Source organism: Nocardioides sp. URHA0032, from assembly GCF_000620645.1.
In the GTDB taxonomy this organism is placed as follows: domain Bacteria; phylum Actinomycetota; class Actinomycetes; order Propionibacteriales; family Nocardioidaceae; genus Nocardioides.
The window spans coordinates 325331-340932 of record NZ_JIAV01000019.1 but is presented as its reverse complement, the minus strand read 5'-3'; the positions used below and the strand labels follow the sequence as shown (position 1 = coordinate 340932).

Sequence of the window (15602 nt, the reverse complement as noted above, 5' to 3'; positions counted from 1 at the left end):
CTGCCGCGATCGCCCGAAGCGACAACCCGGCGGCCAGACCACGCGAGATCTCTTCGCGCTCTTCGAGGCTCAATCGACCGACTGCTCGATGTCGTGGATCAGGTCTGATCCCACCGCACCGAATCAGGTAGGTCCGCACCGTGCTGGTCGGCAGACCCAGAGCCCGAGCAGTCGGCTTGACCGAGTGCCCGGACCGCAACCGCCTCCAGATCTCGTCGATGTCTGCAGGCGACAACCGCTGATAGCTCTGACGCGCCATCGCGACCTCCTTCAATCAGGAAGTGTTGCGATGACTCATTGAGAGCGCCCCTGCGTTGAGGGCGGCTACGGTCGCCCGGACCTGCCGCGATCCGCGCGCGCATGCCGATGACAAGGACGTTCAGTCCCAGAAGTGCGAGCGGACTCCCTCGGATCTCTCGTCATGACGGCGCGCTCATCTCGATGCCCGTCGCACCGCTGCGCTTCATCAGGCGCGGCCGGTGCCAGCGACACTCCGCTCGTTCAGGTGGCGGCTCCTATCGCCGCCGGGGTCCCCAATCGGGGGCGCTCTCCCAGGCGGCGGAGGTCGTGATGTTCCGCAAGTGGCTGCCGTTCAGCCTCATGACATAGACATCGGCGTTGCCGGCGTTGCCTACCCCGGGGGACTTCCCGGCGACAATCGATCGGCCGCTGGGCGAGAACGAGCCCGAGGCCCACTTGCCGGTTCCGGGAGCCGTGTGCGTCACGCGGTGAAGGTTGGTCCCGTTGGGGTGCACCAACCACACGTTCCCCGAGTCGTCTGAGCCCTCCTTCGACCGGAACATGATCCACCGACCGTTAGGCGACCAGTCGGGCTGCGATGCATCCAACTTCCAGCGAGTCATCCGCTTGCGGTGAGTGCCGTCCAGTCGAACCGTGCAGATGGCGCGGAGGTCGGTCTTGCCGTCCGTACGCTCGAAGGCAAGGCGCTTGGCAGTGGGGGACCACGTGGGCGCGTGGTCCTGGAAACGATGGTCGACCAGTGGGTCGGCGCCGCGATGCGTGATCTGCCGGGCATGGGTCCCGTTGGCCCGCATCACGAACAGGGCGAACAAGAACGTCGGGTCGCTGACAGGTCCGAACTGGCGCTGGAACGCGATCCTTCTGCCGTGCGGCGACCACTGGGCGAAGCCATCCGACAGGCAAGGCGCCTGGCAGGAGGCACTGATGAATGTCCGATGCCTGCCGTTGGGATGAATCTTGTACAGACGGGAGTGGTCGATGTCCCCGTGCCGGGCCACCTGATACTCAATCCAACGACCGTTCGGCGACCAGTCCGGCTCGGTGGCCAGCCGTGTCCGCTTCGTGTGGGTCACCTGCCGTTCGCGGGTGCCGTGAGCCGTGCTCGTGAAGATGTCGCCCCGCGTCTGGTCGGCGTTGGCGTACCGCCGGAACGCGATCCGTCCGTTCTTCCCGTGGGCCGTAGCGTGGGCCGGTGCGGCGGCAAGGAGCACGCTCGATGCGGTCACGACCGCTGCCAGTATGGCGATGGATCGTTTCATCCGATTCCCCTTAGGTGTGCCGTGCCAAGGCGACCGTACGCCCCGAAGTGGCCCCTTTCTACGGCCGCGAATGGTCCTGACCGACAGACGGCCAAGTACGAAACGCACGCTCACGCCGCGATGTGCGCACTAGGCCGGGAAAGCGCAGAGGCTTGGGCGCGCGGTCTACGAGCCCCCGCCACCCCCGAAGTCCTGCCACGGCGAGCGGCGGCCGAGGTCGTCGTCCGGATAGGTCGGTTCACCTGTTCCAGGCGCTTTACCCCGTCGACGGTTCCGCCGGTCGTACAAGTAGGCGCCCAGACACAGAACCGCCGCACAAACCAGAGCGATGACCCAGAACATGACACCCTCCATCGTCTTGACCCGATGGTCCTCCCGGTCGGGGCGCATGTCGACCCATCACTTCGCCCGAAGGAACCCGATGACCGTGCGCGCGCAACAGCCGCCGCCGGTGCCTTCCGGTTCCGTGCCGGTGGCCTCGTCGACAACGACTGCCCGCCGACGGCAGTACCCGCCACTTCCTCGCCAGCTGCTGACTTCGATCGAGAACGTGCTTGCCGCCGTCGGAGCCGAACGGATCCATCTGGAACCGGGAACCGACCCGATGGTCGTGACCGCCGAGCTCGCAGACACCGCTCGTGGAAGCGTATCCGCGTAACTTCCCAGGTCCGCGGACTTCAGTTGCCGTAGTAGTAGGTCGGCGCGGGGTCGGGTGCGAGCACGTTGTACCAGAAGGCAAACGCCAAGATCGCCAAGATCATGCAGCCGATTCCGATCCCGACCTTGTTCTTGGCGACCAAGACGATGCCGATGATGAAGCCGATCAGAGGCAGAAATATCGCCGTAAGGATCCCTGCCGTCACCAGCCCGCTGTGGTCGTCGGGCTGGTGCCTGGCCAGCACCGGCTGATGGGAAGCGGGCACGCCTGGAGCGATGTGATCCGTCCATCTCTCGCCATCCCGATAGCGCTGTGTGTCAGCCATCGAGGGATGCTGGTACCACCCTGCCGGACCAGCGCGACGTGCTCGGCGTCGAGCTCGGGCTGGCCCGGCGCCGGTCTCGCTGTGTCCGGGCCGTTCAGCGCAGCAGGCGCGGGTGGTCGATCAGGTACTGCGCCCTCTGCACTTTCAGCATGGTGACGATCTGGTCGATGTCCATGGACGCGGTGCTGGCTCTCGGGGTGGTCGAACAACCCTCGCTCGGGGCAGGGCGGTTGGCGTTGGCAGGCGACGCACTCACGGGTCCAAGGGCCACCACGGCCGCGGTGGCGGCAGTGGCGGTGGCCGCGGCGAGGCGGGCGTTGGTGGTGTTCATGATGTGTCTCCTCGGGTGGTCGGGGCTGGTGTCCCCGGTTTGGGTCTCTGTTGTGACATCGGGCGGTATCGCGGTGGTGCGGGAGCGGTATCGCCTCGGTATCGGCCCCGTTGACTGCGCCTGTGCCCGGGAGGACTGTGAGTGGATGGGCATCACGGTGCTCGGCCCGCTGACGGTGGATGGCTCGGGAACGCTGGGTCGGCGGGACCGCGTGGTTCTTGCATCGCTGGCGACCAATCCCGGACACCCGGTGAGCGCCGACCAGCTCTTCGACGCGCTTTGGGGGGAGCGCCCTCCGGCGTCGGCCGGCAAGATCCTGCAGGGTTGCGTGGTCCGGATCCGCAAGGTGCTGGGGCGGGACGCGGTCCAGACGTCACCGCACGGCTACGTGTTGCACCTGTCCACCGAGGAGGTGGACTCGCTGCGGTTCGAGGACCAGGTCGGCCGGGCCCGGGAGCTGCTCACCCTCGGGGAGGCCGACCGGGCGGCGTACCTGCTGACCGACGCGCTGGCCCTGTGGCACGGGGAGGCCTTCGCCGACCTGGAGAGCTGGGAGCCGGCGGTTGCGGCCGGCACCCGGCTGTCCGAGCTGCGCCTGGAGGCCGAGGAGCTCCGGGTCGACGCTCTGCTGCGGGCCGGGCGGTACCGCGAGGTCCTCTCCGATGCGCACGTTCTGGTCCGCGCCGCGCCGCTGCGTGAGCATCGCTGGGTGTTGCTGGCCCGCGCCCAGTACCAGTCCGGGCAGCAAGGCGAGGCGCTGCGCACGATCCACCAGCTCAAAGGGGTCCTGACCCAGCATCTGGGCATCGACCCTGGCCCCGACGTGGTCGCGCTCGAGACCTCGATCCTGCGGCAGGACTCCTCGTTGCTGGTCGCCGATGCGCCCGCCCCGTCGGCGAGCTGCCCGTGGCTGGGCCTGCGGCCGTACGGCGTCGAGGACGCCGACTGGTTCTTCGGGCGGGACGCCGACGTCGCCGCCTGCCTGGAGATCCTGGCCCGGACCCCGGTGCTCGCCATGGTGGGTCCCTCGGGCTCGGGCAAGTCCTCGCTGCTGCGGGCCGGAGTCGCGGCGGCCCTGCGACGTAGCGGGCAACCCAGCGAGACGATCACGCCCGGCGCCCACCCGATGGAGTCGCTGACCGCGCTCGCGCACGCCCCACGCGGGGCGGCCCTGCTCGTCGACCAGTGCGAGGAGCTGTTCTCGCTGTGCAAGACCCCCGAGGAGCAGCGGGAGTTCCTCCGCACGCTGACCGCTGAGGCCGCGAGCCGGACCGTGGTCGTCGCCCTGCGCGCCGACCACCTGGCCGACCTCGCCACCCACCCGGGCTTCAGCCGGCTCGTCGAACGCGGCATGTACCTGGTCGGCGGGCTGGACGAGGAGGGCCTGCGCAGCGCGGTGGAGACCCCGGCCCGTCAGGCGGGGCTGCTGATCGAGCCGGGCCTGGTCGACCTCCTCGTCCGCGAGGTCAGGAACGACCCCGGGGCGCTGCCCCTGATGTCGCACGCGCTGCTGGAGACCTGGAAGCGCCGCGAGGGCAGCACGCTCACGGTGGCCGGCTACCGAGCGAGCGGCGGCATCAACGGAGCCGTGGCCCAGTCGGCCGAGGGTCTCTACTCCCGAGTCACGGTGGAGCAGAGACACCTCCTGCGCGACCTCGTCCTACGCCTGGTCTCCCCCGGCCCCGAGGGCGAACCGGTCCGCACCCGGGTGCCGCGGCGCCTGGTCGGCACGGACGCCGAGCACGAACAACTCATCGAGATGCTGGTCACCGCCCGGTTGGTCACCAGCGACGACGGCGCCCTCGAGATCACCCACGAGGCCCTCACCCGAGCCTGGCCCCGGCTCCGCGGGTGGCTCGACGACGACATCGAGGGCCAGCGGATCCGCCACCACCTCTCGGCCGCCGCCGACGCCTGGAAGGCGCTCGGCCGTCCAGACAGCGAGCTCTACCGCGGCATCCGGCTGAGCCGGGCGCTCGACTGGAGCGCCCAGGAGGGCACCGCCCTCACCGAGGCCGAGGAGCAGTTCCTCGAGGCGTCCTCCCACCACGCCGAGGCCGAGCAGCACAGCATCATCGAACGCGCACGTACTCAGGCTCGGATGATCCGTCGACTCCGGCTCGTCCTGGGCGGCGCCGCCGCACTCCTCGTGATCGCGCTGGTCGCCGGGATGCTGGCGGTGGTCCAGTCCGAGCGAGCGAACGAGAACGCCGCACACGCGGAACAGGCGGCCCTCTCCGCAGACGCACGACGCATCGGGACCCGATCCCAGGTCGTCGACGACATCAGCCTCTCGCTGCTGCTCGCCGCCGCAGGCGCGCGACTGGACCACTCGCCGGAGACCCTGGCCAATCTGGTGGCCGCTCTCGACAAGAGACCGAACCTGGTCCGCTCGGAGCCACCCGCGGGCGGCTTCCTCGAGTCTTTGGCCGTGAGTCCAGACGGCCGGTGGATCGCGTCCTCGGACGAGCAGAATCAGATGCACCTCTACGACGCGTCCACCAGCCGGCTGCTGCGCAGCTACGACGCCCATCGGCCCACAGGCACGTCGGGATCGCTCCTCTCGGCGTTCAGCCCCGACAGCACACAGCTCGCGGTCGTCCTGGAAGACCAGCGCTCCAGGGAGCCCGTCCGCCTGCTGGACCCAAACAACATGCAGCCGACGCGGAAGCTTGGCATCCTCGGCCACGAGCCGCTGTGGGACTCCTACGCCCCACCCTCCTTCAGCGGCGACGGCCGCTACCTCGCCGCTACTGTGAAGCGGCAGCCCCGAGGGACGACCGAGGCAGGCAGCTACCCAGGGTATGCGGTGGTCTGGGACCTCCACTCCCCGCCGGCGCCGCCGATCCGGGTGCCCATCGGAACCGATGACCAAGGGGTCGTCCTCAGCCGTGACGGCCATACCCTCTACACCAGCTGGCCGCTGACGGCGTGGGACGTGGCGACCGGCAAGGCGATCTGGCGGCGCGCGCACGTCTGGTCGTATCTCGTTCTCGAGGCGAGCCCCGACGGGACACTGCTGGCAGTCGGGGCCACGGGTCAGTCGTTCACGGGAAAGAAGGCGCTCCTGGTCAGTGCGGCCACGGGAGCGACGGTCCACACCCTGCGTGGACACCGGGACTGGGTCCGCGACCTCCGGTTCTCACCCGACGGCTCGCTGCTGGGATCGCACTCCCGCGACGGCGAGATCATCATCTGGAACACCGCCACCGGCCGGCCTCTCGAACGGTGGGACACGCCCGATCAGTGGGGCGTGGGCTTCAGCCCGGACGGCGACGTGGTCTACGAAGGCGGCGGCGACTCGATGCTGCGCACCCGGGACCTGTCGATGGAGGACACCTACCTGCAGCGGACCACCCACCTCCGCGACGCCGACGTGTTCGCGCAGGCCGACTTCTCCCCGGACGGACAGCAGATGGCCTACCGCTGGCTCGACGAAACGGGCGCAGGATGGATCAGATTCGTCGACACAGCCACGGGAGAACGGAGCGCGCCGACGCGCCTCCCGGTTGCGGAGGACTCCGCGGCTCGGAGTAGCTGGCATCCCGACGGCGCGAACTACGTCACTTACTCGTGCACCGACGGCCCCTGCTCCGAGGGCATCGTGACCTTACTCGACTCCGCGACGGGCGAGCTCATCCGGCACCGGCCTCTGGCGGGCGGCCCCGTCCTGGGGCTGGCGTACGTCGACGGGGGCCGCGACCTGCTCATGGCCACCCCCGAACGGACCTTCGTCCTTGACGCCGAGACGCTTCGACCACGGGGAGGCGCGCACGAGGGCCCGGCCCAGAGAGTCATCCCGATCGGGGACGGAAGCACCGCGATGGTTCAGGAGGTGTCCGCCGACCTGACCTCGCTGCACTGGCGGGTGATCGACGTCCGAACGGGCGAGGTCTTGTCCGAGGGGGACCTCGGCATGCGTCCGATCGCCTCGGCTGCCTCTCCGGACGGCTCGACGGTCGCGGTGGCCGGAGGCACCGGGGACCTCACCACCATCGATGTCTCGACCGGGGACGAACGGCGATCCACCAGCCTCGATGCCGAGATGCTCTGGCTCGACTACTCCGCCGACGGCGAGCTCCTGGTCTCCGGCGCCGACGACGGCGGAGTCAGCCTGTGGGACGCCACGACACTCGATCTGCTCGGCACCGTGCACTCACCTCGCCTGGAAGACCCGGTCCCGGCCAGCGCGCAGTTCATCGGCGACAGCCACGACGTCGCCATCGCGTCGTACGACGGCGCGGTCTACCGCTGGGAGACCGACCCCGACCGGGCACTCGACTACGCGTGCCAGATGGCCGGACGGAACCTGACCGACCGCGAGTGGGAAGACTTCCTCCCCGCCCAGCCCTACCGATCAGTCTGCCCGGACCAGGACGGATGACGCTCCCGTGCTCACCTGGAGTCCGCCTACGCGACTTGCCTACATCGGACCAACGCTCTGCCGCCGAACTCGAAACGAGTTCAGTTCGCCGTCGCGGTGGCCGCTGGTTGCGTTGGCCACGTGCGGAACTGGATTGCGTTCTGGACTGGCGGGCTGTTTGCGCGGGTAAGCGTTCAAGAGCGCTGGTCAGGACTGAATTTCCTATCCCCCACGGAGGCGGAGGATCGGGGATGCCGTCGGAGAAAGCACGGGACGACCCCGGTGCAGTTCGAGCGGCCTCGCCGATCCGCCGGCAGTATGCCGAAGCAGGTCCCGACGCGCTCCGACCGGGCAGTCGAGCCGCTGAGTCCTGCTCCTCCGTCAGCGGAGCTCTCAGGGTCACAGCCCGAGCTCCCGGGCCCGCGCGATCGCCTCGACGCGGTTTGCTGCGCCGAGCTTCGTGAAGATGCGGGTGATGTGGTTGCGGACGGTCTTGGCGCTGACCACCAGCTCCTGGACGATCTCGGTGTTGCTGCGCCCGGCTGCGATCAGCGCCAGGACCTCCGTCTCGCGCTCGCTCAGGTCGGCGACCCGACGTGGCGCGGCGTGGGCCGGAGGTGCGCTCATCAGGCTGGTGAGTCGGTCGGCGAGCTCCCGTCCGACGACCACTCCGCCGCCGGCGACGGTGCGCAGGGCAGCCAGGACCGCCGCCTGGTCAGATCCCTTGAGGAGGTAGCCCCGGGCACCCGCATCGAAGGCGGCGCGGAGGGCGCGCTCGTCCTCGTACATCGTCAGCATCAGGACCGGGACGTCCGCCCCGGACGACCGGAGCCGTTCGAGCACCCCGACGCCGTCGAGGCGCGGCAGGTTGAGGTCGAGCAGCACGACGTCGGGGTCGGTCGCTGCGATGACCTCGAGCGCGGACTCGCCGTCGGCTGCGAGTCCCGCGATCTCGACGTCGGGCGCGTCCTCGAGACAGGCCACCAGACCCCGCAGGAAGACCGGGTGGTCGTCGACGGCGACGACGCGGAGCACGGTCATGCCGACACCGCCGTCTGGAGCGGGAGCCGTGCCCGGACGACGGTTCCTGCCACGCCGCTCGTGACCTCGAGGGTTCCGCCGACGTCCTCGGCTCGTTGGCGCATCGAGCCCATGCCGATCCCGCCCGGCCGGTCACCGGCGCCGCCGCAGCCGTCGTCGGAGATCTCGAGCAGCAGGTTCTGGTCGACGGCCTGGACGCGCACCCAGGCTCGCTGGGGCGTGGCGTGGCGCGCGAGATTGGTGAGTGCCTCGGCAGCGATGCGGTACGCCGCGACCTCCACGGCCGCGGGTAGCGACACCTGGTCGGAGGCGTCGACGGTGACTGCCACGCCAGTGCGTTCCTCGATCGACCGACCGAGCTGCTGGAGAGAGCCGACCAGGCCCAGCTCGTCGAGCAGAGCGGGGCGCAGGCCGTCAACGACGCGGCGTACCTCCGCCACCAGGCCGGCCACGTCAGTGCGGAGGCAGGACAGCAGCTGGTGGGCCCGGGCGGGGTTCTGATCCACCGCTCGGTCGGCGGACTCGGCGCCGAGGGCGATGCCGGCGAGCGTGGGACCCACGCCGTCGTGGATGTCGCGACGCAGCCGGCGACGTTCCTCCTCGACACCGGAGATCAGCTCCTCGCGGGCCGTGCGCAGCTCCTCGGTGAGCGAGCGGGCGTGCAGGACGAGCCCGATCTGGGCGGCTGCGGCCTCCAGCAGCCGCTCGTCGCGGCGGTCGAGTGGCTGGCCGCGTCGTCCCGCACGCAGCGCACCGAGCTCGCGACCGGCACGACGGATCGGGACCGCGAGCGTCGCCGACCCGGCGTCCACCCCCGCCTCGGTGATGCTCGCCGGCTGGTTGATGCGCACGCCGACGTACGAGAGTCTCAGCGTCTCGGCCAGTGCGGCGAGCAGCTCCTCCAAGGTGTGTGCGTCGTCGCTGTTGGCGATCGGGCGGGCCAGTCGTGCGGTCGCTGCCGCCGGGTCGCTGCGCTGTCCGTAGAGGAGCCAGTCGACGAAGCGGTGCAGGCGGGTGCTGAGGAGCTCGATGGCGACCACCAGGATGACGGCCAAGGCGATGATCTGCTCGTGGACGCCGGAGTACAGCCGTAGTGGCGGCACGACCAGTGTCGCCATGATGACGGCCACGAACATGAACAGCAGGGTGTAGAGCACTCGGTGTACCGAGCGGTCCCACAGCGTCCGGGCCGAGACCCGCCGGGCCCGCGGGACCGCCCCGTCGGTAGCGGTCATGGCGAACAGCGTCGCATGGGGGAGAGGCGCCCGTCAGGGGGATCGCTCGATCACGCCTGCTGCCCGCGAGCGCGGACCTTCTGGACGGTGACGACGACGGCCAGGACCACGAGGATCAGGAACCCGATCAGGAACCCGAACCAGCCGAAGGCGCTGATGTAGTACCACGCGCCGCTCGAGTCGTCGGCTCCGGGCGCGGAGAGCAGGAAGAGACCCAGGGTGACGAGGGCGACGACCGACAGGACTCGGACGGGGTGTTGACGGAGCATGGCTCCTCCTTCGAGAGGTCCCGGCCCAGCGCCGGGGTATGGCCACAGCCTGCAAGGCGCGACCTGCCCGTGTCATGGGACCTGCAGTCCCAAACGAGTCCCACATTGCTCCCGAGTCAGTGGGATCGCCTCGACGCATCTCCCTCGAGGATCGGCCGAGTCCATGCAGCCGTGTCCGCTACCAGGTGCGGCGGCGTCGCCTCGACGATGCGACAGCACGGGGGCGGCGGTCAGCGAACCCAGAGTTGGCTGAGGAGGGGCCCGATGTCGCGGCTGTCGTTCTGGTAGTTGCCGACGCGTCTGGCGTTGAGCCACCAGTTGACGGGGTTGGCGAGCGGCACGAGCGCCGCGTGGTCCGTGACGGCGCGGTCGACGTCGGCCCAGGTGGCCAGCGCGGTGGTCGGGTCGGTGCGGAAGGCCGCATCGGCGGCAGCCGTCCGTCGGTCGAGGCCTCGGTTGCAGTAGTTGAACGGGTACCCGCCGGTTGCGCCGCACCCGACGAGGTCCAAGAAGTTCGACGGAGCGGGGAAGTCCGCGAACCAGCCGCCGGCCTCGACCTGGATGCCGCTGTCGTTGCCGTAGTAGGTGTCGACGCTGTGCTGGGTGTTCGGGAGGTGGCGGATCCTCGCCCGGTACCCGAGGTCCCGCAGAACGCCGGCCAGGTACGCGCTCAGTGGGGGTTCGGGGTCGTCGACGATGTCCGTCACCGCGACCTCCATCCCGCGCGTCCCTGACTCGGTCACCAGGCGCGCCGCCCGATCCGGCACGGGGCCTCGGTAGCCGTTGAGGGCCGCGTCGGTCGTGAACGGGCAGTACCGGGCGTAGCCCGGCATGCTCGGCGGCAGCAGCTGGCAGGTGGTGGCCGCGACCGCGGGCCCGCCCAGGAGGTCGACGACCTCCTCCCGGTCGACCGCGTAGTTGATGGCCCGGCGGACCCGGACGTCGTCGAAGGGGGCGACCGACGAGTTCAGCACTGCGAAGTAGATCCCCTGGACGATGCTGCTGTGCAGGCGGCTGGGCAGCGAGACGGAGAGCCGGTCCACGATCGAACCCGCCTCCCGGCCGGTCTCGCCCAAGGGGGTCAGCTCGGCGAGGTCAGCGTCCCCTTGCCGTACCGCGGCCACGGCCGCACGGACGTCGGTGACGTGTGTCCAGGTGATGCGGTCGGGGAAGCCGTCGGGCTGCGCCGGAGCGGACCACTGTCGGAAGTAGGGGTTGCGGTCGAGGTCGAATGTCCGGTGCGGCCGATAGCCGGTGACCCGGTAGGGCCCGGTGCCGGGCAGCGCCGATCCCAGGTCGCGCAGTGGTGTGCCCGCGGGTGTCGGGACGACCAGGAGGGTCAGCTTGTAGGGGAAGAGGGGGTCGGGTGCGGTGAGGTGGAAGGTCACGCGGCCGTCGTCGTCGTCCGCGACCACGCCGCGACCCAGGTCGCACGACGCCGGCCGGGTCGGGTGCTCGATGCACGCCTGGGCTCCCACGACGCCGGCGTAGAAGTCGGGACGGCCTGACCGTGACAGCAGCGCTCGATGCACGCCGCGCACCAGGTCGGACGCCTTGACCTCGGCACCGGTCGAGTACCTGATGCCGCGACGGAGGTTGAAGGTGTAGGTCCGGCCGCCATCGGTGGGCTCGGGGACCGTGGTCGCGAGGTCGGGCACGAGGACCTGCGGATCCGCGGTGGAGTAGTTGTAGGCCAGCAACCCGTCGTAGACACCGCGGACGGCGTGCAGGGTGGTGCGCTCGTAGATGCCCGCGGGGTCGATACCCGCGATGTCGCCCGGCAGCAGCGCTGCGGCGATCCGCAGCGTTCCGCCACGGTGGCCGCTGGACGGGAAGGCACCAGACGCGACCCACAGGTGGTCGCCGACGACGGTCAGGGCCGCGACGGGCGCGCCGGCGTCGATGATGTGAGATCGCCCGGTGTCCGGGTCGATGCGGACCAGTGCCCCCGAGTACTTCGCCGCCACCCAGATCGAGTCGCCGAGAGCGGCGACAGCGGTGGGTCCGTCTGGCACGCTGATCGTGTCGGTGTGCCCGGTGGCGACGTCGATCCGGGTGACGCTCTGGGAGAGCTCGTCGGCGACCCACACGTCGGGTCCGGCCCGGGCCAGGCCGCGTGGCCCGGTGCCGACCTGGACCGGTGGCGTCATCTGCTGCCCGGTGCGGCCGTCGATCCGCATGACGCTGCCGGACCGACCATTCGCCACCCACACCGAGGTGCCGTCGACGGCCAGGCCGTCGGGACCGTCGCCGACCGGGATCGGGACGGCGGGGACCCCGCTGACCGGATTGATCCGCTGGATCGTGTTGTCACCGCTGTTGGCGACCCACAGTCCGGCCGGGCCTGCAGCGATGGCGTCAGGCCCGCTGCCGACGTCGATGGTGTCGACCACCCTGCCGGTGGGTCCGTCGATCCGCGAGACCGTCCCGTCGGCGAAGTTGGTGACCCACAGGTCGTCGCCGGTGACGGCTACGGCGCGTGGATCGTGACCGACGCTGGTCACCTGCTGGATCGCACTCGTCGACGGATCGATCTCGGACACCGTGTCTTCGCCGGCGCTGACGACCCACACCCGGTCCCGCGCCAGGGCAAGCGCGATCGGGTTCGCTCCGACAGCCACCGAGGTGACGATCGATCCGGACCCGTCGACCTGGCTCGCGGCGTTGGCCGGCACCCCGCGCTGGGACCGGGGCCCCGCTGGGTCGTCCCGGCCCGCCATGGTCGCTCCGACCGCCAGGAGCGCCACGGTGGCGATGCCGGCGACGATCCCGCCCAGCCGCCGCCGGCGGCTACGCGTCCGGCCGCCCGGCCGCGGCGCAGGTGCGTGTGCTCGCTCCGCGGACGCCGCGGGCGTCTGGGCGGGAGTGGTGGCAGAGCCGGACGTTGCAGGCAGGCCCGCTCGTGGTCCTCGGCACGCCAGTGTCGGGTCTTGCGACAGGATCCTGCTATTGAGCTCCTGCAACGGCGGGCTGGGGTCGATCCCGAGCTCGGTCCCCAGCAGCGCCCGCAGCTCCCGGTAGGCGGCCAGGGCGTCGGACTGGCGGCCGGATCGGTACAGCGCAAGCATCCGCTGGGCGTGCAGGGCCTCGCGCAGTGGGTGCTCGGCGACGAGCGCCTCCAGCTCTCCGAGGACGTCGAGGTGGTCTCCCAGCTCGAGCCGCGCTTGGACGCGGGACTGCTGCGCAGAGGTGCGCATCTCGTCCAGCCGTGCCCGCAGTGGCAAGACGAAGTCGAGGTCGGCGAGGTCGGCGAGGACATCGCCGCGCCATCGCGCGAGTGCGGAACCGTACGCGGTGACCGCAGGATTCAGCGCGCCCAGGTGCATTGCGAGGTCTCCGGCTGCCACGTCCTGCTCGAACCCGGTCATGTCGACCCATGACGGGTCGATGTCGAGCCGGTAGCCGCCCGGCACGGTCACCAGGACGCGTCCGGGGGTGCCGTGGGCGCGCGTCGGCTCCAGCAGCCGGCGAAGGCGGAACACGTAGGTCTGCAGGCTCGTGACCGCGCCCGGGGGCGGGGCGGTGCGCCACACCTCGTGCATCAGGCGCTCGATGCTGACGACCCTGCCGAGCTCACAGACGAGCAAGGCGAGCACGACCCGCTGCTGGCGTCCTCCCAGCGGCACACGCTTCCCGGCGTACGTCGCCTCGAGCGGACCCAGCACCCCGAAGGCGAGTGACGCGACGGCCGTGTCCGAATCCCTCATGCGCACGTCGATCCTGGTGGTGTCACCACAGCGTAGACCCGCTCCGGATCGCTCCACGAGGCTTCTCGGGCGGGTTGTCGTGGCTCGTGCAACCCGGATGCAAGGTCTTTCCAAGCCGTCCGGGCTCCAATGCCTGGAGCCGGGACGCCTTGCGCGCCACGGACCCCGCTCTCCCGAGTGAGGCACCTCGCCCAGCCCCTGGAGGCTGCCATGTCGTACATCTCCAAGCGCGTGATGCTCAGCCTGGCCGCAGCGGTCCCGCTGCTGCTGGCGTCTGCGCCCGCCGCCGTCCTCGCGGCCCCGGCCACCGCACCGTCGGTCAGCTCGACGTCCGGTGCGGCGGCGCCGACGCGGCAGGCCTCCGGCACGTCGTCGTGCAGTCACGACCGTCTTCGCGCTGCCGGGTCGGCGCCGCGGTTGCTCGCTTCGGGGCTGGAAGGCGCGCTCGGCAGCACCATCGGTCCAGACGGGGCGCTGTACGCCGTCGAGGGCATCGCCGGCGAGGTGGCTCGGATCGACCGGTGTTCCGGAGCGGTCTCCACGTGGGCATCGGGGCTGCCGACGCGGGTGCTCGAGGGCCCGGGCGGAGCCATGGACATCGCCTTCGTCCACGGCGTTGCCTACGTGCTGGTCTCGCTCGTCGGATCGGATGTCGGCGGTGACAGTGTCGTGGGGATCTACCGGGTGGACGGTCCGACGACGGTGACACCGGTGGCCGACATCGGCAGCTGGGCGATCGCGAACCCGCCCGCGCCGGCGTTCTTCGTGCCGAGCGGGGTCCAGTTCGCGCTGCTGCCTTGGCGCGGCGACCTGCTGGTCACCGACGGGCACCACAACAGGGTGCTGCGCGTCGACCTCGACGGCGCCGAGGGTGCCAATGTCTCCGAGGTGATCGCCTTCGACGACATCGTCCCCACCGGTCTCGAGCGCCGTGGCCACACGGTGCTGATGGCTGAGGCCGGCCCGGTGCCTCACCTGCCCGAGAACGGGAAGGTCGTCGCCTTCCGCCCCGGCGGCACGACCGTCCGCGAGGTCGCGGCCGGCGCCCGGCTCGCCGTGGACGTCGAGAGCGGCGCCCGTGGGTTGTACGTCCTCTCGCAGGGCGAGTTCACCCCCGGCAATCCCGAGGGCTCGCCCGCGGACCCCGACACCGGGGCGCTGATGCGGGTCCGTCGCGACGGCACCTTGACCAGCGTGGCATCCGGCCTGGACCGGCCGACCTCGATGGAGATCGTCGGTCGGCGGGCGTACGTGGTCGACCTGGACGGCGACATCTGGTCGATCTGTCTGCGCAGCGATCGGCACCAGGGCTGACGGCCATGGCTTCCCCGGACGACCACGAAGAGCTGGCCACGACCCCGCCTGCGAGCCCGGGCACGAACCCTCTCCGCCGTCACCGGCCGGCGCCCCGGGTCGAGGGAAGGGTGAGCAGGACCTGTGCCGCCATGTTCGTGGTGCTGCTCGGCGTCTCCGGCTGCGGAAGCAGCGACAGCGACGGCGGGTCGGCGGCGGTGGACACCTCGGACCAATCCATGACCGTCGACCCTGCATTCGTCGACCGCGCCGAGGCCGTCTGCACGTCGTACGCGGACTACAACGCCGAACACTTGCTCCGGCTACCAGGATTCAGCAGGTTCGCGCCGGACCCGGACCAGTTGCCGAAGGTCGCTGCCTTCCTCGACCGCAACCCGGCCTACCACACGCTCGTGTCGAAGCTGGAAGGTCTCGGTGACCCATCGACCGGCGGTACCGCTTGGACGACGGCAGTCGCTGATCTCGGTGACGGGCAACGACTCGTGCAGGAGGAGGTGCGCCAGGCTCGAGCCCGGGACGCCGACGCGTTCGCCGCGGCAGAGCAGGATCGCGCCGACAGCAACGCTGCGCTCCACGCCGACCTGATCGCCGCGGGGCTGTCCCCGAACTCCCCATGCCTCGCCGCGCAGGTCGACCCGCTGCAGACCACCACGGCGATGCACTAGGTGACCGTGTCCTGGACCTGGGTGCTGCGCCGCTCGGCGGGTGGGTCGTTCCGGAGGCCAGCGCACGAGTGGCCCGATCGGAGCTCCATCTCCTACCCGCCGCGGACGCGAGGGCGAGTAGGACCGACCTCGACCGGGGACAGTGTGCCCAGCCGAGGGCTCGGCTCACGGCAG

The 15602-nt window shown here is 70.5% G+C and carries 11 protein-coding genes and 1 pseudogene; 3 read left to right on the top strand and 9 right to left on the bottom strand.

Annotated features, from left to right (window positions below):
• The 4 genes and pseudogenes from N538_RS29610 to N538_RS28975 all read right to left on the bottom strand — a co-directional run.
• A partial coding sequence (locus tag N538_RS29610) for a helix-turn-helix domain-containing protein (protein ID WP_155991932.1) occupies positions 1-259 on the bottom strand: 259 nt, incomplete at its 3' end.
• A gap of 256 nt (positions 260-515) precedes the next feature.
• Positions 516-1520, bottom strand: coding sequence for a TolB family protein (locus N538_RS0110380; protein WP_081790403.1), 1005 nt, complete (start codon positions 1518-1520; stop codon positions 516-518).
• Positions 1521-2197: 677 nt separating this feature from the next.
• A pseudogene (locus tag N538_RS0110375) lies at positions 2198-2515 on the bottom strand (hypothetical protein); the annotation flags it as partial.
• A gap of 82 nt (positions 2516-2597) precedes the next feature.
• Positions 2598-2834 (bottom strand): hypothetical protein, encoded by a 237-nt coding sequence (locus N538_RS28975; RefSeq protein ID WP_028637256.1) that lies wholly within the window; start codon positions 2832-2834, stop codon positions 2598-2600.
• Between N538_RS28975 and N538_RS0110365 the strand changes: the two genes are divergently transcribed.
• Entirely contained in the window at positions 2833-7218 is a 4386-nt protein-coding gene (locus tag N538_RS0110365; protein ID WP_331279518.1) for an nSTAND1 domain-containing NTPase, read from the top strand. The genes N538_RS28975 and N538_RS0110365 overlap by 2 nt on opposite strands.
• 378 nt (positions 7219-7596) lie before the next feature.
• Here N538_RS0110365 and N538_RS0110360 read toward each other — a convergent pair whose 3' ends face one another.
• The 4 genes from N538_RS0110360 to N538_RS0110345 all read right to left on the bottom strand — a co-directional run bounded on the left by N538_RS0110360 (position 7597) and on the right by N538_RS0110345 (position 13449).
• A complete protein-coding gene (locus N538_RS0110360; RefSeq protein WP_028637254.1) occupies positions 7597-8238 on the bottom strand; it encodes a response regulator in 642 nt (213 codons plus the stop codon).
• Positions 8235-9473: a GAF domain-containing sensor histidine kinase gene (locus N538_RS24795; RefSeq protein ID WP_051549137.1), complete on the bottom strand. Its 1239-nt coding sequence runs from the start codon at positions 9471-9473 to the stop codon at positions 8235-8237. Before N538_RS24795 ends, N538_RS0110360 begins: the two co-directional genes overlap by 4 nt.
• A gap of 50 nt (positions 9474-9523) precedes the next feature.
• Entirely contained in the window at positions 9524-9742 is a 219-nt protein-coding gene (locus N538_RS0110350) for a hypothetical protein (protein WP_028637253.1), read from the bottom strand.
• Positions 9743-9972: 230 nt separating this feature from the next.
• A complete protein-coding gene (locus N538_RS0110345) occupies positions 9973-13449 on the bottom strand; it encodes an ABC transporter substrate-binding protein (protein ID WP_028637252.1) in 3477 nt (1158 codons plus the stop codon).
• A gap of 210 nt (positions 13450-13659) precedes the next feature.
• Between N538_RS0110345 and N538_RS0110340 the strand changes: the two genes are divergently transcribed.
• Complete coding sequence (locus N538_RS0110340; protein WP_028637251.1) at positions 13660-14763, top strand: ScyD/ScyE family protein; 1104 nt, start codon at positions 13660-13662, stop codon at positions 14761-14763.
• A 79-nt stretch (positions 14764-14842) separates the two neighbouring features.
• Here the strand turns inward: N538_RS0110340 and N538_RS28375 are convergent, their stop codons facing one another.
• Positions 14843-14983: a hypothetical protein gene (locus N538_RS28375; RefSeq protein WP_155992042.1), complete on the bottom strand. Its 141-nt coding sequence runs from the start codon at positions 14981-14983 to the stop codon at positions 14843-14845.
• On the opposite strand from N538_RS28375, the gene N538_RS0110335 reads away from it, so the two are divergent.
• Positions 14982-15428: a hypothetical protein gene (locus N538_RS0110335; protein WP_155992041.1), complete on the top strand. Its 447-nt coding sequence runs from the start codon at positions 14982-14984 to the stop codon at positions 15426-15428. The genes N538_RS28375 and N538_RS0110335 overlap by 2 nt on opposite strands.
• Positions 15429-15602: the final 174 nt, after the last annotated feature.

Coding starts and splice junctions, on each gene's coding strand:
- N538_RS0110345 (WP_028637252.1), bottom strand. CDS start 13,449: ATGAGGGATTCGGACACGGCCGTCGCGTCACTCGCCTTCGGGGTGCTG.
- N538_RS0110350 (WP_028637253.1), bottom strand. CDS start 9,742: ATGCTCCGTCAACACCCCGTCCGAGTCCTGTCGGTCGTCGCCCTCGTC.
- N538_RS0110365 (WP_331279518.1), top strand. CDS start 2,833: ATGATGTGTCTCCTCGGGTGGTCGGGGCTGGTGTCCCCGGTTTGGGTC.
- N538_RS0110335 (WP_155992041.1), top strand. CDS start 14,982: ATGACCGTCGACCCTGCATTCGTCGACCGCGCCGAGGCCGTCTGCACG.
- N538_RS28975 (WP_028637256.1), bottom strand. CDS start 2,834: ATGAACACCACCAACGCCCGCCTCGCCGCGGCCACCGCCACTGCCGCC.
- N538_RS0110380 (WP_081790403.1), bottom strand. CDS start 1,520: ATGAAACGATCCATCGCCATACTGGCAGCGGTCGTGACCGCATCGAGC.
- N538_RS24795 (WP_051549137.1), bottom strand. CDS start 9,473: ATGACCGCTACCGACGGGGCGGTCCCGCGGGCCCGGCGGGTCTCGGCC.
- N538_RS28375 (WP_155992042.1), bottom strand. CDS start 14,983: ATGGATTGGTCCGAGGTGTCCACCGCCGCCGACCCGCCGTCGCTGTCG.
- N538_RS0110340 (WP_028637251.1), top strand. CDS start 13,660: ATGTCGTACATCTCCAAGCGCGTGATGCTCAGCCTGGCCGCAGCGGTC.
- N538_RS0110360 (WP_028637254.1), bottom strand. CDS start 8,238: ATGACCGTGCTCCGCGTCGTCGCCGTCGACGACCACCCGGTCTTCCTG.